This is a genomic window from Brevibacterium luteolum, from assembly GCF_013004595.1.
In the GTDB taxonomy this organism is placed as follows: domain Bacteria; phylum Actinomycetota; class Actinomycetes; order Actinomycetales; family Brevibacteriaceae; genus Brevibacterium; species Brevibacterium luteolum.
The window spans coordinates 209,966-227,263 of sequence record NZ_JABEMC010000005.1; the positions used below are offsets into that span (position 1 = coordinate 209,966).

Annotated in this window: 18 protein-coding genes; 9 read left to right on the plus strand and 9 right to left on the minus strand. The window is 68.2% G+C overall.

Annotation, left to right across the window (positions count from 1 at the left end; translation table 11 throughout):
• Positions 1-16: 16 nt before the first annotated feature.
• On the plus strand, positions 17-1,165 hold the full coding sequence (locus HLA91_RS09700) for a GmrSD restriction endonuclease domain-containing protein (RefSeq protein ID WP_239557084.1): 1,149 nt from the start codon (positions 17-19) through the stop codon (positions 1,163-1,165).
• Positions 1,166-1,532: 367 nt separating this feature from the next.
• On the opposite strand, the gene HLA91_RS09705 is transcribed toward HLA91_RS09700, so the two are convergent.
• Entirely contained in the window at positions 1,533-1,934 is a 402-nt protein-coding gene (locus HLA91_RS09705) for a DoxX family protein (RefSeq protein ID WP_170274501.1), read from the minus strand.
• 588 nt (positions 1,935-2,522) lie between these two features.
• Between HLA91_RS09705 and HLA91_RS09710 the strand changes: the two genes are divergently transcribed.
• The gene (locus HLA91_RS09710) at positions 2,523-3,155 is read left to right on the plus strand and encodes a DUF1707 SHOCT-like domain-containing protein (RefSeq protein ID WP_170274502.1); all 633 of its coding nucleotides are present in this window, start codon (positions 2,523-2,525) and stop codon (positions 3,153-3,155) included.
• 23 nt (positions 3,156-3,178) lie between these two features.
• Here the strand turns inward: HLA91_RS09710 and HLA91_RS09715 are convergent, their stop codons facing one another.
• From HLA91_RS09715 to HLA91_RS14215, 7 genes are all read right to left on the minus strand, one after another.
• Positions 3,179-3,619 carry a hypothetical protein gene (locus tag HLA91_RS09715; protein WP_170274503.1) on the minus strand — a complete coding sequence of 147 codons (441 nt, stop codon included), beginning with the start codon at positions 3,617-3,619 and terminating at the stop codon, positions 3,179-3,181.
• 453 nt (positions 3,620-4,072) lie between these two features.
• Positions 4,073-4,348 carry a DUF7218 family protein gene (locus HLA91_RS09720; protein WP_170274504.1) on the minus strand — a complete coding sequence of 92 codons (276 nt, stop codon included), beginning with the start codon at positions 4,346-4,348 and terminating at the stop codon, positions 4,073-4,075.
• Between the two features lie 47 nt (positions 4,349-4,395).
• On the minus strand, positions 4,396-4,680 hold the full coding sequence (locus HLA91_RS09725; RefSeq protein ID WP_170274505.1) for a hypothetical protein: 285 nt from the start codon (positions 4,678-4,680) through the stop codon (positions 4,396-4,398).
• Between the two features lie 222 nt (positions 4,681-4,902).
• Positions 4,903-5,505: a GntR family transcriptional regulator gene (locus tag HLA91_RS09730; protein WP_170274506.1), complete on the minus strand. Its 603-nt coding sequence runs from the start codon at positions 5,503-5,505 to the stop codon at positions 4,903-4,905.
• A gap of 70 nt (positions 5,506-5,575) precedes the next feature.
• On the minus strand, positions 5,576-6,529 hold the full coding sequence (locus HLA91_RS09735) for a PDR/VanB family oxidoreductase (RefSeq protein ID WP_170274507.1): 954 nt from the start codon (positions 6,527-6,529) through the stop codon (positions 5,576-5,578).
• A gap of 24 nt (positions 6,530-6,553) precedes the next feature.
• On the minus strand, positions 6,554-7,033 hold the full coding sequence (locus HLA91_RS09740) for a hypothetical protein (protein WP_102162062.1): 480 nt from the start codon (positions 7,031-7,033) through the stop codon (positions 6,554-6,556).
• Between the two features lie 3 nt (positions 7,034-7,036).
• Positions 7,037-8,161, minus strand: coding sequence for an aromatic ring-hydroxylating dioxygenase subunit alpha (locus HLA91_RS14215; protein WP_170274508.1), 1,125 nt, complete (start codon positions 8,159-8,161; stop codon positions 7,037-7,039).
• Between the two features lie 707 nt (positions 8,162-8,868).
• Between HLA91_RS14215 and HLA91_RS09750 the strand changes: the two genes are divergently transcribed.
• Positions 8,869-10,467 carry an acetolactate synthase large subunit gene (locus HLA91_RS09750; protein ID WP_170274509.1) on the plus strand — a complete coding sequence of 533 codons (1,599 nt, stop codon included), beginning with the start codon at positions 8,869-8,871 and terminating at the stop codon, positions 10,465-10,467.
• A 125-nt stretch (positions 10,468-10,592) separates the two neighbouring features.
• On the opposite strand, the gene HLA91_RS09755 is transcribed toward HLA91_RS09750, so the two are convergent.
• The gene (locus tag HLA91_RS09755; RefSeq protein WP_170274510.1) at positions 10,593-11,183 is read right to left on the minus strand and encodes a TetR/AcrR family transcriptional regulator; all 591 of its coding nucleotides are present in this window, start codon (positions 11,181-11,183) and stop codon (positions 10,593-10,595) included.
• Positions 11,184-11,337: 154 nt separating this feature from the next.
• On the opposite strand from HLA91_RS09755, the gene HLA91_RS09760 reads away from it, so the two are divergent.
• The 6 genes from HLA91_RS09760 to HLA91_RS09785 all read left to right on the plus strand — a co-directional run bounded on the left by HLA91_RS09760 (position 11,338) and on the right by HLA91_RS09785 (position 17,249).
• Positions 11,338-11,805, plus strand: coding sequence for a hypothetical protein (locus HLA91_RS09760; RefSeq protein WP_102162066.1), 468 nt, complete (start codon positions 11,338-11,340; stop codon positions 11,803-11,805).
• 113 nt (positions 11,806-11,918) lie between these two features.
• Complete coding sequence (locus tag HLA91_RS09765) at positions 11,919-12,158, plus strand: TM2 domain-containing protein (protein WP_165883714.1); 240 nt, start codon at positions 11,919-11,921, stop codon at positions 12,156-12,158.
• 150 nt (positions 12,159-12,308) lie between these two features.
• The gene (locus tag HLA91_RS09770) at positions 12,309-13,067 is read left to right on the plus strand and encodes a LamB/YcsF family protein (RefSeq protein ID WP_170274511.1); all 759 of its coding nucleotides are present in this window, start codon (positions 12,309-12,311) and stop codon (positions 13,065-13,067) included.
• Positions 13,064-14,668: a 5-oxoprolinase subunit B/C family protein gene (locus HLA91_RS09775; RefSeq protein ID WP_204514220.1), complete on the plus strand. Its 1,605-nt coding sequence runs from the start codon at positions 13,064-13,066 to the stop codon at positions 14,666-14,668. The genes HLA91_RS09770 and HLA91_RS09775 overlap by 4 nt, the downstream gene beginning before the upstream one ends.
• Entirely contained in the window at positions 14,665-16,500 is a 1,836-nt protein-coding gene (locus HLA91_RS09780; RefSeq protein WP_170274512.1) for an acetyl/propionyl/methylcrotonyl-CoA carboxylase subunit alpha, read from the plus strand. The genes HLA91_RS09775 and HLA91_RS09780 overlap by 4 nt, the downstream gene beginning before the upstream one ends.
• 119 nt (positions 16,501-16,619) lie before the next feature.
• Complete coding sequence (locus HLA91_RS09785) at positions 16,620-17,249, plus strand: GntR family transcriptional regulator (RefSeq protein ID WP_239557269.1); 630 nt, start codon at positions 16,620-16,622, stop codon at positions 17,247-17,249.
• Positions 17,250-17,298 lie beyond the last annotated feature (49 nt).

Genomic DNA, 17,298 nt, shown 5'->3' on the forward strand with positions numbered 1-17,298 from the left:
CGCAAGGATGGTGTCGATGCCTTCCCCTCGGCCTCTGAAGACCCGCCGGGCTGCCGGGGACCGGAGGCGGCACCGGCTGTGGTGGACCGCGGCTGCGATCATCGTCTTCGCCGTCATCGGGGCGTTCGTCGACTCCGATGACGGCGAGCAGTCAGGCAGCGCGGTGCCGGAGGCCGGACCGTCATCGAACGCCGGGGTTCCGACGAGCGAGCCGACAGCCGCGGCTGGCACCGATGCGAGTCCCACCTCGCCGCCTACCAGCACCGAAACGGCCTCGCCGGGCAGCGCTCTGGCGATGCTCGCCGAGCTGGAGGTCAAAGGCCGCGCACCGAAGACCGGGTACGACCGCGAGTTCTTCGGGTGGCGCGACGACACCGACCGCAACGGCTGCGACACGCGTAATGACGTGCTGCGCCGAGACCTGCGCGACATCACCCTGCAGCACAGCGGTTGCGTCGTCCTCGGTGGAGAGCTCACCTCGAAGTTCTCAGGCGAGACGTTCGACTTCATCCGCGGCGACGGCAATAACATCGACATCGACCACCTCGTGGCCCTGTCGAACGCCTGGCAGACCGGAGCGCAGTCCTTCGATGCGGCAACGGCAGTGGAGTTCGGCAACGATCCGCTGAATCTGCTGGCCGTCGAGTCACGGCTCAACGCCCAGAAGGGCGATGGTGACGCCGCCACGTGGCTGCCGCCGCGGAAATCCTATCGCTGCGAATACGTCTCGCGGCAGATCGCAGTCAAACGCAAGTACGAGCTGTGGGTGGTTCCTGCGGAGAAAGAGGCGATGATTCGGGTGCTGTCCGCCTGCGATGACGAACCGGCCTTCACCTCCGATGCCAGCTGGCCGAGCACCTCAGGCGGGGACATCGCCTCCTATGCCGATGCACCGACGAAGAACGGGTCGAGCGGTTCAGGTTCGGGCCGATCGAGCTCAGGCGGTTCCGGACCGGGCGGTTCGGGTTCCGGCGCCTCCTCGAACGGGTCCGGTGCGAAGTCAGATTCCAGGGGCTCGGGTGGCTTTGGACCAGGGTCGGGCACCGGCGGTGCCTATCAGAACTGTGCCGAAGCGCGTGACCGGGGCGGAGCGCCGGTGCACGTCGGGGAGCCGGGCTACGGCTCGCATCTCGACCGCGACGGTGACGGCATCGGCTGCGAATGAACCGGTCGCACCGGGGCACTGCCGCTCCGCCTGCGTGCGCACTGAGCCCCGGGCCGATATCGAATCAGACGTTCCACAGCCCACGGGCGCTCGGTCTCCTGCGGGCGTCGGCGCGGCTCATCATGATCGTCCGGGCCGCCGCCTGGGCAGCCCTGGTGGAGAGCCCGATGAGCACGAGCAGCGAGGCCCCCGGCGCCCAACTCCGACCTACGGTCGCAGCCGAACCCGGCGGCCAGCAGCAGTCCGAGCCAGCGGCAGCCCGCTGGCCCGAGTGCCATCGCAACCAGCGAAGGCCACCCCGGCGGACGCCCCGAGCCGGCCGGTAGCCTCGGCCGGGGCGGGTTCGGTCTATGGCGGCTCAGTGCCGTCACCGGCGGGAGCCGATGATGCTCAGCAGCCCGCCGATGATGGCGGCGTTCTTGGAGAACTGCAGCTGCTGGCCGGCACGCTTGTCCGGTTCGGTCTCGTTCCAGAAGTCATGCCCGGCGATCGTAGTCGGCACAAGGGAGGCCAGCAGCACAGCTGCTGAGGCCTTCGGCAGCACACCGAGGCCGAGTGCGGTTCCGGCAGCTGCCTGAACGATGCCGTTGAGGCGGACGACGAGTTCGTCGTTCTCGGGGATCGCTGGAACGTATTCGCGGAGAGTGCCGATAGTGGCGGCGGCCTTGTCGGGTCGGCCGGCAGGGTTCTTGGCGGCGTTGATGCCACCGGTAATGAAGATCGGGGCCAGGGCCAGACGGCCGCCTATGCGGACGAGAGTGGAGAGCATTCTTCCTCGATTCGCTCAGCTGTCGTTTCGTGGATGCAGACTGCGCTCTTCACTCTACGCCTTCGCACTGTCACCGAGATGCGCGTGTGCCGTCGTGGCCGAACATCGACAGGGTCTCCGCCAGGCCGCCGGCGAGGCGGAGGGCATGGCGCTGACCTCCGTCCGCGACGGTGTGGGCGAACGTGCCGTCGGTGAAAACAGCAGCAGCATAGTCGTCGACCGCATACCCGAAGGTGCACTCGCCGCCGGAGATCCATGCGCACAGCAGGCCCCGACAGTCGGGCTCACGGGTCCGGACCGAACAGGGAGAGCACCGAGGGGCGGGCCCGGGCGCTGAAGGCGGCTTCGAACCGCTCGGCGGACAAGGCGGCATCACCGCTGGCGGTCGGATGCAACACCCCCGCAGCTGCAGTGAGCCGGTGAGCGCCAGCAGGCAGTCGCCGATGACTGGTGCTCCGTCTTCGGTCAACGAGAAGCCGCCTCCGTCGAGAGTGACGCCTGTGCCTTTCATAGGCTCTCCCGTCCGATGACCACCGGTCGGCTCGATCGGACTCTGGAAGTTCGCGTGATCTGAGATACTCTGCTGTCATGACCGGCCGCGGAAGTCCCTGGGAGCAGTTCGCGCATGACCCGCGCCGCAATCCCGATCTGCGGGCTTCGACTGCCGACCGCTCGACGGTCTGCGACTTCCTCGCCGAGGCCTACGCGGATGGCCGCCTCGACCGCGAGGAGTTCGAGGAGCGCACCGATGCCGCCAACGCGGCCAAGACCCTCGGGCAGCTGCCGCCGCTGCTGTCCGATCTCGCCCCAGATGTCGACCCGCAGAAGTCGGGGCTGGCCGAGCTCGATGAGGGCATTCCACTCACCCGCGAGGAGATCGACGCGGCAGCACTCGAGCACTACCGGTCGCAGCGGCGCAAGGCGCTCCTGGGGATCGTCGCAGGCCCGGTCGGCATCTGCGTGGCGATCTGGGCTTTCACCTCGATCGTCTCCGGAACGGTCATCTGGTTCTGGCCGCTGTTCGTCATCCTCGGCACCGGTCTGGGCTCATTCGGCGTCCTCGCCCGTCGTGACGAGATCATCGACGCCAAACGCGTCAAGCTCACCGAGCAGGCCCGCCGGCAACTCGAAGGCGCCGGCCGGGCACCGCAGCCCGAGCTCCGGGAATCCGATCCTGAGGAGGACGCGGACCCCGATCACCGCACCGGCTCAGACCGCTGAGCCAGCGCGGCGGGAACTGCGGATCAGTCCTCGGAGTCGGTAAGCCCGAGCCGGGTGAGGAACTGCTCGAAGGTGCCCGCACCCAGACCGGGGACTGCGGTATAGGCAGCCTCGAGCTCCTCACGGGAGTGGGCGGCCGCATCAGCTGCGGTCGATACGCGCGGGTCGAGGTTGGCGAACGTCATCGCGACGTCCATGAGCGCTTCGCTCTTGAGCCGGCCGGCCATCTGGTCCTCGCCCATCACCTCGCGCACGGGCGCCTCACCGAGGTTGATGAGCGCCTGCAGGTCATCGCCGACGTTCGGGTAGGTCTCGTGGAACGTCTCCAGCCGGTGCACGACATCTGTATCGGCATCCGATGCGCGGTCGGCAGGTGTCGTGGCGAAGACCGCTTCGAGCAGGGCGAAACCGATCCCCTCCCCTGAACTGCGGTCTGTGGTGCTGTGCTGCGATTCCGTGGCCATGGGACCCCCTGGGTCAGATGACGTCGCTGTCAGCACCATCGTAACCCGGCTCCTCCGCGCGGCACGGGGTTTCGCAGAATCGCTGCGTCTGCAGGTTCTTCAGCTCCGCGTGCGCGGCGATGACGATACGCGGCCGGCCTGCTGTCGTGGGGTGTAGTCGACGACAGCGGCATAACGGTGCTCAGCGTCCTTCGAGAGCGCCTCGGCCTTTGGCCGTGCGGTCGGAGTTGAGGGCTGACACCCGCCTCTTGGAGTGCCGGGAGCTGCAGCGGGTGCGCCACCGGTCGTTGCGACCGATCCGGGGGCGAGCGTCGTGCCGTCTGGCTTGCTGGCGGGGCCGAAAGCGCGTGGGACCCGGTATCCGCTCATCGGGGCCTTACCGTTGCCGGCGATGCCGTGCAGCAGGCCAGCGGAGGCCACACCGGTGATAACGGTCCCAGGTGCGGGCGAAGTTCACCCCCGCAAGGCTGCGATGAGGTCGTCTTTGTTCATCTTCGAGCGGCCGGCGATATCGAGTTCGGCGGCGCGCTTGCGCAGCTGCTCGACGGTCCAGTCCTCGTAGGAGTCGGCATGACCGCCGCGTTCGCCCACGTCAGAGCGGGAATCCTGCGCGGCGGCGTTGGCGATGCGCGCGGACTTCTCCTTGCTGTTGCCCTCACGGCGCAGCGCTTCATACATCTCGTCGTCTTTGACCGATGGTCCTGGAGTCTTGCGATCCGGTGCAGCCATGCCCTCAGTCTACGTCATGGGGCGACAGACAGCCGGGTCAGCGTCGATCAGGCGCAGGCGCGGGCCGGCTGGCCGGCGGCGGCAAACCGGCGAGCTTCGACCACATCGGTGGGAACGATGCGCTCGCCGATGCTGACATACGGCGGGATGGTGGCAGCGGGGTCGGCGGCCGCAAGCTTGCGGCGCACGGAGAAGCGCAGGCACACGGCATCGAGCGTCAAGCCCTCGACGACCTTGTGGGCGATGTCGATGCCGGTGATATTGTCATCGGCCAGCCACTGCTGTCCGGTGGTCTCGATCCAGGTGCGAAGAGTCGAAATCGTTGCATCCATACTCCCGAGAGTGACAGATCGACATGGCCTGTCGGTGACGCTGACGTAAACAGGGACACATGAGCCCAGGCGGTCGCAGCCCTCACATTCAGCTGCGAACCGGCTGCGGAGGGTGTGCGTTCGCCTCCGCCCGGGACCGCACACCGGAATACCGCACTTCACACCAGAGCACCGCACCTCATCGCACCCCGCACCAGACATTGCAGCACAGCAGCTGAGACATCAGTCAGTGTGGCAGCGCATCAGTGCGGCTTCAGCGGCTGCACCGTCGCCGTCTGCAAGCGCGGCCAGCAGCTCCCGGTGAGTGGCCAGCGTCGCCTGCCGCTGGGCGCGGTCGGCTCCGGCCCGGGCGCCGATGCGCTGCTGGACCGGATGGTCCCACACGCTGGTGAGCACTGAGCGCAGATAGGAGTTCGCGCACGCGTCGACGAGCTCGATGTGGAAGCGGCGGGAGAGTTCGAAGAACTCCGCCGGGTCGTCAAGGGCGAGTTCGGCCTGGTCGAGCCGGTGGGACAGCTCCAGCCGCGCCCGAGGTGTGAGCTGGCCGGTCAGCGAGCGCAGGGCGAGCGCCTCGAGGCTGAAGCGCACCTGCTGGACATCGGCGACGGTGGTGTCGTCCAGTGGGCAGACTTCGAAGCCGCGGCCGCTGCGCTGGCTCACCACCCCGGCGGCAGCCAGCTGCACGAGCGCCTCGCGGGCAGGGGTGCGCGAGACGCCGAAGCGCTCAGCGATGTGCTCCTGGCGCAGCACCGTGCCCGGGGCCAGCTCACCGCTGGCCACCGCGGCAGTGATTTTGCCTTTGACCTCAGCGGTCAGGTTGGCCATCGGCGCCTCCTCTCCTGCGGTGTCTGCGCTGTCGTCGTTCCCATGCCCTTGCGTTCAGCTGTCCCGGCGCTCAGATGTCGAGGACGAGTCGGTCGCCGGTGCAGCGGGAGACGCAGATCATCATGGTATCTCCGGCCTGCCGCTCAGCCTCGGACAGCAGGGAGTCGCGGTGATCGATTGCTCCTGCGAGCACATCGGTCTCACATGATCCGCAGATGCCCTCCCGGCAGGAGTTGAACGGCCGGTAGCCGGCCCCTTCGAGAGCTTCGAGCACACTGCAGCCCACCGGGACTCTCACCTCGGCTCCGGTGTTCGTCTCGACGAGGAACTCCCGGTCATCGGCCATGACGGTGACACCCTCGCCGGTCTCGTTGACGAACCGCTCGGTGTGCAGCCGGTCAGCGAAGCCCTCCTGTTCGGCGATGATGGCCAGCCCGTCGAGCAGCGCATCGGGCCCGCAGGCGTAGACGCGCGCGCCGGCGGGCAGTCCGGCAAGATCAGCGGCGATGTCTCGCCGGCCGGCGATCGCGGATTCGTGGACGGTGACGTCGTCGCAGAGCTCTTCGACGATGTCGACGAACGGCAGCCGGCCCCGGCTGCGGCCCAGGTAGTACACGCGTGCCGGCTTCTTGCGCCACCACGCCTGCCGCAGCATCGGCAGCAGCGGGGTGATGCCGATGCCGCCGGCGATGAAGACGTAGGCGTCAGCGTCGTCGAAGGCGAACCGGTTGATCGGCACAGTCGCCCGCAGCACCGCGCCGGGGGCGAGCTGATCGTGTACGAAGTCCGAGCCGCCTCGGGAGCGGGGCTCGCGGCGCACCGCGATCTGCCAGGTGCGCGGGACGCGCGGGTCCGAGCACAGCGAGTACTGGCGCACCAGCCCTGCAGCCAGTTCGATGTCGATGTGGGAGCCGGGACTCCAGGTGGGCAGCGGGCCGCCGTCGGCGCGTTCGAGTTGGACGGCCATGACGTCCTCGCACACCGCCTGGGTGCCGATGACCTTCATGTCGATGAGTTCGGGCATGATTCCTCCTTCTGCACTGGCCGTTCAGGGCACCCAGCGCAGCGGGCCGCCGTCGGCCGCGGCGATCTCGATCGCCTCGACGCGGGTGCGGGCATCAGCGGCGGAGATGCGCAGGGTCTCGGTCTCCTCCCCTTCGGCGATGTAGACGTCGCCGGGGGTGATGTCGCGGGCCCATGGGCCGCCGGCGATGCTGATCTGGCAGGCGCCGGCGACTGGGACGATGACGAACTGGCGGCCTGCGGCGCGGTCCAGGTCCTTCTCACCAGGGCCTTCGACGGTGGTGCGGGTGATGGTCACCTGGGCAGGGTCGTGGTCGATGTCCACGCCGGCGTGGGGTTCGGCCCCGGTCAGCCGGATCGTCCACTTCCAGCGGTCTCCGCGCTCCGGGGAGTCCGGGCACGAGGCGAGCACCCGCCCGTTGCCGGCCCGGGCGGTGTAGTCGGCGCCGATGGTGGCGGCCTCACCGGAGGCGTCGAGGGCGCTGCCGCGCGAAAGCATCCACATCGCTCACACCTCCTGACCAGCCGGCTGGGCGGCGCTGTTTACGGGGTCGGTGTTCGCGGTGCTGGCGGTCCCGCCCGAGGCGGCGACGGCGTTCTTCTCAGACGCCTCGCGCTTCGCATCCGCCTCACGCTGCTCAGCGCGGATGAGGGCGTTCATGATGCGGCGCGCCTTGGCGACCCCGCCGTCCTGGGCGATGAGCACGTCGAACTCATCAGCCGGGCGGGTCTTGAGCCCGCGCTCCTGGTTCTCAAGCGCCCACGCGTCCTCCTTGAGGACGGTGGCCAGGCCGACTTCGAGGTCCTTGGTCGCCTGCTCGTCATCGACGGCGAAGTTGCGGGCGAAGCAGTAGTAGTACCAGCAGTGGTCGGCGTCGATCGGGGTGATCGCGTTGGTGACCTTGATGAGGTAGCCGTCTTCGCGCGGCTGACCCTCGGCGGTGATGCCCGAGTGCAGGGTGTGGTGGTTGGGCACATGGAATTCGGTGCAGTGGAACCGGTCGTAGGGCCCGGAGATGCCCATCGTGTCCTTGTACAGCGGCGGGGCCTCGACGCTGGGCATGAATCGGTCGACGCTGACGGTGTTGCCCTCGACTTCGACGGTGACGCCGTATTCGTAGATGTAGTCGTCGCCGACGGTCGTCTGGTGGATCCACGATTCGTGGGTGAGGTCAAGCAGGTTGTCGTGGACGAGTTCCGCCCGGCAGTTGATGCCCAGGGAGTGGAACACCGGTGCCCATTCAGGGTCGTTGTGCCAGTGGGTGTCGGGAATGTCGCTGATGTCAGCACGTTCCGGATCGCCGGTGTAGACCCAGATCCAACCGTCCTTCTCGTAGACCGGATAGGTGCCGACGCGAGCCCGGTCGGGCAGCGCGGTCTGACCAGGCACACGCGTGCAGCGGCCGTCGCGGCCATAGGTGAAGCCGTGATAGGCGCACTCGACCGAGTCGTTGACGACCCGGCCCTCCGAGAGCGGGAAGCCGCGGTGAGCGCAGCGGTCGACGAGCGCGTGTGCTTCGCCGTCCTGGGTGCGGAAGAGCACGAGCGGCAGCTCGCAGATGGTGCGAGCGGTGGGCTTGTCGGTGACTTCGGAGCTCCAGGCGGCGACGTACCAGGTGTTATAGACGTACACGACTACTCCTTTGAGCGTGAGTGAGACGGCGGGCCGCGCTGCCCTGCCTATGTTTTGTATACAGTGTATTCACTGTAGGTGACGAGAGTGATCCGGCGCAAGAGCCAGCCGGGGCGATCTGACTGACCGGACAGGGGGTTTCCAGCGGGACCGCAGGCGAAACGGTCGCGGGAAGTTGCAGCCGCAGGGACCGTCGACACGGACACGCAGGAGTTCGTCACCTATGACGCGACGGCCAGGGAGCTGCGGACGACGACGTCGCGGATGCGGCGGCGGATTCGCAGGTGAAGCCGGAGCTCGACCAACAGGCAACACGTGCCACGGCTCCCGACCGCAGTGGCCTGCGGTGATGCACATCAAACGCCGCTTTAGGCATATTCCATGCCAGTAGAGCATGATTGATTCCATGCCGGTAAAGCATGATTGATTCCATGCCGGTAAAGCATGATTGCTGATGAGCGCATTGGGCGTCGGGTCGAGTCGAGAGCTCACTCCGCCCGGCGTCTTGCGGGGACCCGCAGGCGGTGATGAGATAAGAGCTGTCAGCCGCACGGCAGCGCACCGCCGCGCCGACGACCCCTGACACGCGGGCTCCGGCCGGTCAACCCCATGCCCGGCCGACCGCTGACACAGCCGACCCGCGGCAGTGACAACGCAGCTTCAACTGAGACACGCAGCGCCAGCTGATGAGAGAAAGCAGAGAACCGATGACGAACGGCGCCGACAGACTCCTGGCCACCCTTGAACACAACGACATCGAGGTGTGCTTCGCCAATCCCGGCACCTCGGAGATGCACTTCGTTGCCTCCTTGGACAAGGCGACGAAGATCCGCGGCGTACTCGGGCTGTTCGAGGGCACGGTCACCGGTGCGGCTGACGGTTACTCTCGTATGACCGATCGCCCTGCCGCGACTCTCCTCCACCTCGGGCCAGGTCTGGCCAACGGCCTGTCGAACATGCACAACGCTCTGCGCGCCCGGGCTGGGATCGTCAATGTCATCGGCGATCACGCCACCTACCACCGCGACCTCGACGCGCCGCTGACCTCCGACATCGAAGGCACCGCGCGCCCGTTCAGCCACTGGGTGCGCAGCTCTCCATCACCGGACACCATCGCAGCCGACACCGCCGATGCCATCAGCCAGGCCGAGGCCGGTCGTGTCGCCTCGCTCATCCTGCCGGCTGACACGGCCTGGAACCCGGTCACCGGCGACCCGGCCGTGCCGACTGCCGCCGCATTGCCGCGTCCGGTCCTCGATGAGCGCGTCATCGCTGCCGCTGCCAAGCGCCTGCGCGCCTCCGGTGAGCACACCGCGATCCTCATGGGCGGCCGCTCGCTGCGGGCCGATCAGCTCGCTGTGGCCGGGCGGATCGCTGCTGCCACCGGCGCCCATCTGCTGTCTGACACCTTCGCCCCTCGCACCGAACGCGGCGCCGGGCGGGTGACGACACTCAAGGTGCCGTACCCAGTGGGGCCGTCCCAGGAGCTGCTCGCCGATTTCGATGCGCTCATCCTCGTCGACTCGAAGGAGCCGGTGGCGTTCTTCGCCTACCCGGACAAGTCGAGCGTGCTCACTGCTGCCGGCACGACCTTCTTCGAGATCTGCCCGCGCGAAGGCGATGCGCTCGCCGCATTGGAGGCTCTCGCCGAGGCGGTCGGTGCCACCGGTGCTGATGTCCCCGGCGATGGGATCGCCTCCGGTGCTGGCACCGCCGAGGGCCGCGGCCATATTGCCGAGCTGTCTCTGCCGGGCATGCCGAGCGGCACGATCACCCCGGAGAAGATCAGCGCGTTCCTCGGCAATGCGATCCCTGAGGGCGCGATCGTCGTCGATGAGTCCCTCACGACCGGCGGGAGCTTCTGGGCACAGACCGCCACGGCGCGCCCGCACGACTGGTTCTCCGGCACCGGCGGGTCGATCGGCTATGCGATGCCGGTGGCCGCAGGTGCCGCGATCGCCTGCCCGGATCGGCCGGTCATCACGCTCGAAAGCGATGGTTCGGGCCTGTACCAGCCGCAGGCGCTGTGGACTCAGGCCCGCGAAGGCCTCAACGTCGTCACGCTCATCTTCAACAATGCCAAGTACCAGATCCTGCGCAATGAGATGGCCAATGTCGGGGTGCCGGACTTCGGCCCGAAGGCCAGCGCACTGCTCGACCTCAGCGACCCGGTGCCGAACTGGTCCGCCATCTCCGAGGGGATGGGCGTGCCGGCCCGTCGTGTCGAGACCGTCGAGCAGCTCGACGCCGCGTTCTCCGAGGCACTGGCTGAGCCGGGACCGCGGTTGATCGAAGTGATGGTCTGAGCCCCGCTGAGTCCCCCTGAGCCCTCTGCGCTGAGGTTTCCGACCCCGGTTTGCGCGCGATCGTGCGAACCGGGGTCTTTCTCTTCTCGAGTGCCCCCGGGCGGTGCGTGGCACGCGTTTCGGGTTCAGGGCGTGTGGTCGAGCACGGCTCCGCACAGCCAGCGCAGTCGTCTGCGGGCGACATCCAGCGTCAGCTCCAGGTCGGTGGCGCCGAACTGCGACATGAGCCCATCGCAGGCCGCGCTCAGCAGCGAGGCGCGGTCGGGGATGTCCACTTCGGCAAGATGCCCTTCGGCGGCGAGGACGTGCAGCCATGACTCGACCCTGGCCAGCCCGATCTCGTAGAGCCGTGAGAGCATCCGCGTACTGGAGTCATCAGCCTCCGGGCCGAAGGCATTGGACATCTGGGTGACCCAGATGCCGAGCAGCGAGCGCGTCGATGCGTCATCATGCGGCAGGAACTGCAGCATGCACTCCGTCAGCCGCTCGGCTGGATCCCGCGAGGAGTTCGCGATGTCGAGATCGGGCACCTCACGCGAATAGGCCCGCTCAGCCACTGCGCGCAAGAGCGCACTTTGGGTCGGGAAATAGTACCGAAGCGTGCTCGCGCCGATGCCGGCGCGCTCGGCAACAGCGCGCACGCTCGCAGCACCTGGCCCGCCGGACTCGACGAGCTCAAGGGCGGCCTCGACGATCTGCTCCCGCCTGTCAGCCATCGGACTCCTCCCGTCACGCGCCTCTTCCAGCGCTTCGTTCACGACTCTCAATCGCCACTTGACAATCTAGCACACCGTACTAGTACATTGAACTAGCACGCTGTACTAGACGAGTGCAGCCCTGCGTGAAGCCACCCCTCGTGAAGGAGAGACCATGTTCGAAGCACTCCAGGAATTCACCACCTCGCTGCCGGTGTGGGCCCGCTGGGCCGGCATCATCCTCATCTCCGCACTGCCGTTCGTCGAGTCCTACTTCGGCTCAGTCATCGGCATCGTCGCCGGCGTCCACCCCGTCGTCGCGATCCCGGCTGCGATCCTCGGCAACGTCCTGTCGATGCTCGCCCTCGTCTACGGCGCCCACAAGATCCGCGCCCGGGCGACTGCCAAGAAGCCGGCTGACTCACCGAAGAAGGCACGGCTCAGGAAAGCCTTCGACCGGTGGGGCGTACCAGGCGTCAGCCTGCTCGGCCAGACCGTGCTGCCCAGCCAGATCACCTCGATGGCGATGGTCTCCTTCGGCGCCTCCCGCAACGCTGTGGCGCGCTGGCAGATCGTGTCGATCATCGCCTGGGGCGTGCTCTTCGGCGGGCTTGCGATGGCCGGTGTGCAGCTGTTCGGCTGAGGCACGCGGTCGGCTCTGGCGTCCGCCAGGTAGTGCTCCCAGCCGGTTCGGATGCCGATAGGGCACACTTAGAAGAGCACCAGCACGCGCACCTGTTCGCGAAAGGAGCTCGCATGTCGCCCTACGCCACCGAACCGGCCAAGGATCCCGGCCTCGCCCTCGTCCTCACCCTCCTCGGCTTCGTCCTCATCGCGGGCCTGCAGTACTTCTACATCGGCAAGATCGTCATGGGTCTGCTGTTCCTCTTCACCGGCGGATTCTTCTTCGTCGGCACCGTCATCTCCTGCTTCACCATCCGCGGAGAGACCCGCCGGGTGAATGAGCGCCGGGCACGCCGCGCCGCCCGCTACTGAGACCCGCCACCACCCATCAGCTGAGTCACCGCCCTCGGCGCCGACCGTTTTCCCCAGCCCCTCCCGACGCCAAACCGGCTCCCATCCCGTAGAATTGTTCAACAACGATCAGGGGACTGCGGCCCGCCGAGGCGAACTGGAGGAGAAGCTATGAGCAGCATCGACGTCAACTCCGACCTGGGCGAATCGGTCGCCGGCATTCCCGTCGGCGATGACGAGGCGATCCTCGACGTCGTCTCCTCGGCCAATGTCGCCTGCGGCTTCCATGCCGGCAGCCCGCACGGCATCTCGGCCACCGTCAGCCAGGCCGCTGCCCGCGGTGTGACGATCGGGGCGCACCCGGCCTACAACGACCCGTCGGGCTTCGGCCGCCGGTTCATCGACTACGACCCCAAGCAGCTGGCTGACGAGGTGCTCTACCAGATCGGCGCCCTCGATGCGATCGCCCGCGCGCACGGCTCCGAGGTCCGCTACGTCAAGCCCCATGGCGCGCTGTACAACGCGCTCGTGCGCAATGCCGAGCACGCTCAGGCCGTCATCGACGGGCTGCGGTCCTTCTCCCGCAGCGTCCCGCTGCTTCTGCTGCCCGGCTCGATCGCCGCGGAGATGGCCGTCAAGGCCGGTCTGCAGGTCATCACCGAAGCCTTCGCCGACCGCAATTACAATCCCGACGGCACGCTTGTCTCCCGGTCGGAGGACGATGCGGTCGTCACCGACATCGACACCGTGCGCTCCCGGGTCATCGAGATGGCCACCTCGGGCACGGTCACCGCACGCGATGGCTCGACCCTGCGCGTCGACGCCCAGTCGATCTGCGTGCACGGCGACTCGCCGGGCGCTGTCGAGATGGCCAAGGCCATCCGCGAGGCCCTCGACGAAGCCGGCGTGACGGTCACGAGCTTCGCATGAGCCCGGCCGACCGACCCGGCGCAGTGACGAGCACCCCGGAGTTCCGACTCATGGGCACCCGCTCGGTGCTCATTGAACTGCCCGACACCGCCACCGTCATGGCCTGGCACGCCCACCTGAGCGCCCACCCGCTCGACGCGCAGATCGAGGTCATCGCCGCCGCCCGCACGCTGCTGTTCAAAGCCGCCACTCGCCGCGGCCTCGACACGGCCCTGACCGCCCTGCGCGAACTGACCCCCGATGACGCGGCCGCAGGTGCGCACAAGCGCATCGACATCGACGTAGTCTACAACGGCGAGGACCTCGAGGCAGTCGCCGAGCACTACGGCGTCTCGACCGAGGCGCTCATCGCCCGGCACACGAGCGAAGACTGGTTGGCCGCCTTCGGCGGGTTCTCCCCCGGCTTCGCCTACTGCACCGCCGCCGGCAGCGGCTGGAACACCCCACGCCGGGCCTCCCCGCGCACCAAGGTGCCGCGCGGTTCCGTCGCCCTGGCCGGGCCGTTCTCCGCCGTCTACCCGATCGACTCACCCGGCGGCTGGCAGCTGCTCGGCTCCTCCCCCACCCCGGTGTGGGACGTGGGCGAAGACCCGCCCAACCGCATCAGTCCGGGTGATGAGATCCGCTACCGGGCGGTGGCCGAGGAGGTCACGCTCTCCCCGGCCACCGCCTCGGCGCCGGCGAGCCAGCCGGCCCGCCCGGCGGCGACCGTCACCGCCGTGGGTCTGCAGGCGCTGTTCCAGGACCGCGGGCGCACCGGCCACGGCGACACCGGCGTGCCGACCTCCGGGGTGCTCGACCGCGCCTCAGCCCGGCAGGCCAACCGGATCGTCGGCAACCGCGGCGACGCCACTGTCATCGAATGCCTCTTCGGCGGGCTCGCGCTGCAAGCTGAGACCGACCTGACGCTGGCCGTTACCGGAGCCGAGGCGCCTGTCAAAGTGGGTGGCAAGCCCGCCCCGCTGCGCACCCCGCTCGTCGCCCCGGCTGGTGAGAGTGTGGAGATCGGTGCGCCGACGCATGGGATCCGCTCCTATGTCGCGGTGCGCGGCGGGTTCGTCACCAGCGAGGTGCTCGGCTCGACGGCCACCGATACGCTCTCCCGGCTCGGGCCTGAGCCGATCAGCGTCGGCCAGCAGCTCAAGGTGCCCGTCACACCCGACGTGGTTGCCGTCGGCGGGCCGGAGCCTACGAACCTACCGGAAGGTAATCTCACGACCGCAGAGCTGCGGGTGGTGCCCGGGCCGAGAGATGACTGGTGCGCCCCCGGTGAGCTGGAGACGCTCACCAGCCAAGTGTGGACGGTCAGCCAGGAGTCCAATCGCATCGCCCTTCGCCTGCAGGCAGGCGAGGACGGCCGGCCGCTGCGCCGGGCCGAGGACACCGGGGAGCTCGCCAGTGAGGGCATGGTCTCCGGTGCGATCCAGGTGCCGCCGGAAGGCCAGCCGGTGCTGTTCCTGGCCGACCATCCGGTGACCGGCGGGTATCCGGTCGTCGCCACCGTCATCGCCGAAGACCTCGACCTCGCCGCCCAGCTGCCGCCGGGTGCCGAGGTGCGCTTCACCATCCACGCCGCCGACCTGCCAGGAGAACCGTCATGACGCTTGCTTCCGTGCTCATCGCCAACCGCGGGGAGATCGCCGTGCGCATCGCCCGCGCGGCAGCCGACCACGGGCTGCGCTCAGTGGCCGTGTACTCCGATGCCGACGCCGAGGCCCTGCACACCCGCATCGCCGACGAGGCCTACCGGCTGCCGGGCACCGCCCCGGCCGAGACGTACATGAACATCCCGGCCCTCATCGAAACCGCGCTGCGCGCCGGTGTCGAGGCCGTCCACCCCGGCTACGGGTTCCTCGCCGAGAACGCTGAGTTCGCTGCCGCCGTCGCCGAGGCGGGACTGACGTGGATCGGCCCGTCGCCTGAGGTGATCGAGAAGCTGGGCAACAAGGTCACCGCCCGCGAGATCGCACTCTCCGTCGACGCCCCGCTCGCGCCCGGTTCCGATGGCCCGGTCGAGGACTGGGAGGAGGCGCACGCCTTCGCTGAGGAGCACGGGCTGCCGATTGCGATCAAGGCTGCCTACGGTGGCGGCGGACGCGGCCTCAAAGTCGTCCATGAGCTCGCTGACGTCGAGGATGCCTTCGCGGCCGCCGGGCGCGAGGCGGTGGCCGCGTTCGGCCGCGGTGAGTGCTTTGTCGAGAAATTCCTCGTCCGCCCCCGGCACGTCGAGGCGCAGATCCTGGCGGACACGCACGGGAACACGGTCGTGATCGGGCTGCGGGACTGCTCGCTGCAGCGGCGCAACCAGAAGCTCGTCGAGGAGGCACCGGCGCCGTTCCTCACCTCCGAACAGGAGGCGACGATCCGTGAGGGCGCGGTCAAGATCTGCCAGGCTGCCGGGTACGTCGGCGCCGGTACGGTCGAGTTCCTCATCGCCGAAGACGGCACCATCAGCTTCCTGGAGGTCAACACGCGCCTGCAAGTCGAGCATCCGGTGACCGAGATGACGACCGGCGTCGATCTTGTCGGCGAGCAGTTCCGGATCGCCGCCGGCCTGCCACTATCCTTCGCCGACGGCGATGCTTCTGACGGCAATGCCGCATGTGGGGACAGCGAGATCACTGTGCCGCAGCTCGGGCATGCGATCGAGTTCCGGCTCAACGCCGAAGACGTCGCCAACGGCTATGTCCCCTGCCCGGGCACCATCACCCGATTCGAGGCCCCGACCGGCCCGGGCATCCGCGTCGACACCGGGGTCACGAGCGGGTCGACGATCCCGGGTGCCTATGACTCGATGATGGCCAAGCTCATCGTCTTCGGTGCCGACCGCGACCAGGCGATCACGCGTGCCCGGCAGGCGCTGCGCGAACTCGTCATCGAGGGAGTCGCCACGGTCGTGCCGTTCCACCAGGCAGTGCTCGAACACTCTGACTTCGCCGATGACTTCGCCGTCCACACGACCTGGATCGAAAACGACTTCGCCGAGCAGTTCGAACGCACCGAGGTCTTCGCCGATCAACGTGACGGTCAGCCGTTCACCCGGTTCGGCGTCGAACTCGATGGCAAGCGCGTCGAGCTCGGTCTGCCTGCTGAGCTGCTGAGCCGGCTCGCCAGCCCAGCCCCAAGCGGTGCGTCCACCGGCGAGGCCCAGCCTGCCGGCACCACGGGCGCGGACACCGAGACCGAGGCGAGCAGCACCGACAACGGCGCCGACGCCTCGGGAGCGGAGGTCACGAGCCCATATGCCGGCAGCTTCGTGACGTGGAAGGTGGCAGACGGCGACGCGGTCGAGGCCGGGCAGACGGTCGCGGTCATCGAGGCGATGAAGATGGAGTCCAATGTCTCCGCCCCGTCCGGCGGAACGATTGCATGTGAGTCCCTGGATGCAGGTGACAGCGTTTCGGCAGGTCAGGTGCTCGCGCGGATCTCCTGAACCGTGCCGAGGATGCGGCGCGAGGCTGGTACTGAGGGCGTATGGGAACGGTAAGGGAACATGACAGAAAGATCACAGCCGCCGCTACCGCGATTGTCTCCTACTATGGCGGCGTGACCATGGAATTCGTATCGGCACAGCAGCGGGTGACCCACACGCTACTGGAGGAGATCTCAACCGGCCAGCTCGCCCCTGGCGAGAAGCTCCACGAGGTTGCCCTGGCCACCCGGCTGGAGGTCTCCCGGAACACGCTGCGCGAGGCGTTCGTCGCACTGCAGGGCTACGGGGTCGTCGTGCGGCTGCCGCACCGCGGGGTGCATGTGACGCTGCCGGAGATCTCGCACGTCGATGAGATCTACCAGTGCCGTTCGCTGCTCGAACCGGCCGTCCTGCAGTGGTCGGACCGGCTCGACACGGCCACGCTTAAGGACTGTGTGGCCGCCGGGCGGGCCGCACGCGAGGCGGGCGACCCCCATGCGGTCGGCGATGCCAACCAGCGGTTCCACTCGGCGATCATCGCCTCGGCCGAGTCCTACTACGCCAACGAGGTCATGACCCGGGTGCTCGCGCTCATGCGGCTCGTCTTCATCCGCGGTTCAGCCGAGCGCCGCGGCTTCCACTGCCCCTATATCGAGCTCAACGCCACGATCGCCGACCTTGCCGCAAGCGGCCGGCGCCGCGAGGCCGCTGAGGAGATGCGCAGCTACCTCGACCGGGCGCGCAGCGAGGTCCGCGAGCTGCTGTCCTGAACTTGGTCTCCTCACGCAGGTACGCCCGGCCTATGAGGAACCGACCTCG

Bases quoted from the DNA above. Each gene is read 5' to 3' on its own strand.
- HLA91_RS09700 (WP_239557084.1), top strand. From the start codon at position 17: ATGCCTTCCCCTCGGCCTCTGAAGACCCGCCGGGCTGCCGGGGACCGG.
- HLA91_RS09705 (WP_170274501.1), bottom strand. From the start codon at position 1,934: ATGCTCTCCACTCTCGTCCGCATAGGCGGCCGTCTGGCCCTGGCCCCG.
- HLA91_RS09710 (WP_170274502.1), top strand. From the start codon at position 2,523: ATGACCGGCCGCGGAAGTCCCTGGGAGCAGTTCGCGCATGACCCGCGC.
- HLA91_RS09715 (WP_170274503.1), bottom strand. From the start codon at position 3,619: ATGGCCACGGAATCGCAGCACAGCACCACAGACCGCAGTTCAGGGGAG.
- HLA91_RS09720 (WP_170274504.1), bottom strand. From the start codon at position 4,348: ATGGCTGCACCGGATCGCAAGACTCCAGGACCATCGGTCAAAGACGAC.
- HLA91_RS09725 (WP_170274505.1), bottom strand. From the start codon at position 4,680: ATGGATGCAACGATTTCGACTCTTCGCACCTGGATCGAGACCACCGGA.
- HLA91_RS09730 (WP_170274506.1), bottom strand. From the start codon at position 5,505: ATGGCCAACCTGACCGCTGAGGTCAAAGGCAAAATCACTGCCGCGGTG.
- HLA91_RS09735 (WP_170274507.1), bottom strand. From the start codon at position 6,529: ATGCCCGAACTCATCGACATGAAGGTCATCGGCACCCAGGCGGTGTGC.
- HLA91_RS09740 (WP_102162062.1), bottom strand. From the start codon at position 7,033: ATGTGGATGCTTTCGCGCGGCAGCGCCCTCGACGCCTCCGGTGAGGCC.
- HLA91_RS09750 (WP_170274509.1), top strand. From the start codon at position 8,869: ATGACGAACGGCGCCGACAGACTCCTGGCCACCCTTGAACACAACGAC.
- HLA91_RS09755 (WP_170274510.1), bottom strand. From the start codon at position 11,183: ATGGCTGACAGGCGGGAGCAGATCGTCGAGGCCGCCCTTGAGCTCGTC.
- HLA91_RS09760 (WP_102162066.1), top strand. From the start codon at position 11,338: ATGTTCGAAGCACTCCAGGAATTCACCACCTCGCTGCCGGTGTGGGCC.
- HLA91_RS09765 (WP_165883714.1), top strand. From the start codon at position 11,919: ATGTCGCCCTACGCCACCGAACCGGCCAAGGATCCCGGCCTCGCCCTC.
- HLA91_RS09770 (WP_170274511.1), top strand. From the start codon at position 12,309: ATGAGCAGCATCGACGTCAACTCCGACCTGGGCGAATCGGTCGCCGGC.
- HLA91_RS09775 (WP_204514220.1), top strand. From the start codon at position 13,064: ATGAGCCCGGCCGACCGACCCGGCGCAGTGACGAGCACCCCGGAGTTC.
- HLA91_RS09780 (WP_170274512.1), top strand. From the start codon at position 14,665: ATGACGCTTGCTTCCGTGCTCATCGCCAACCGCGGGGAGATCGCCGTG.
- HLA91_RS09785 (WP_239557269.1), top strand. From the start codon at position 16,620: ATGGAATTCGTATCGGCACAGCAGCGGGTGACCCACACGCTACTGGAG.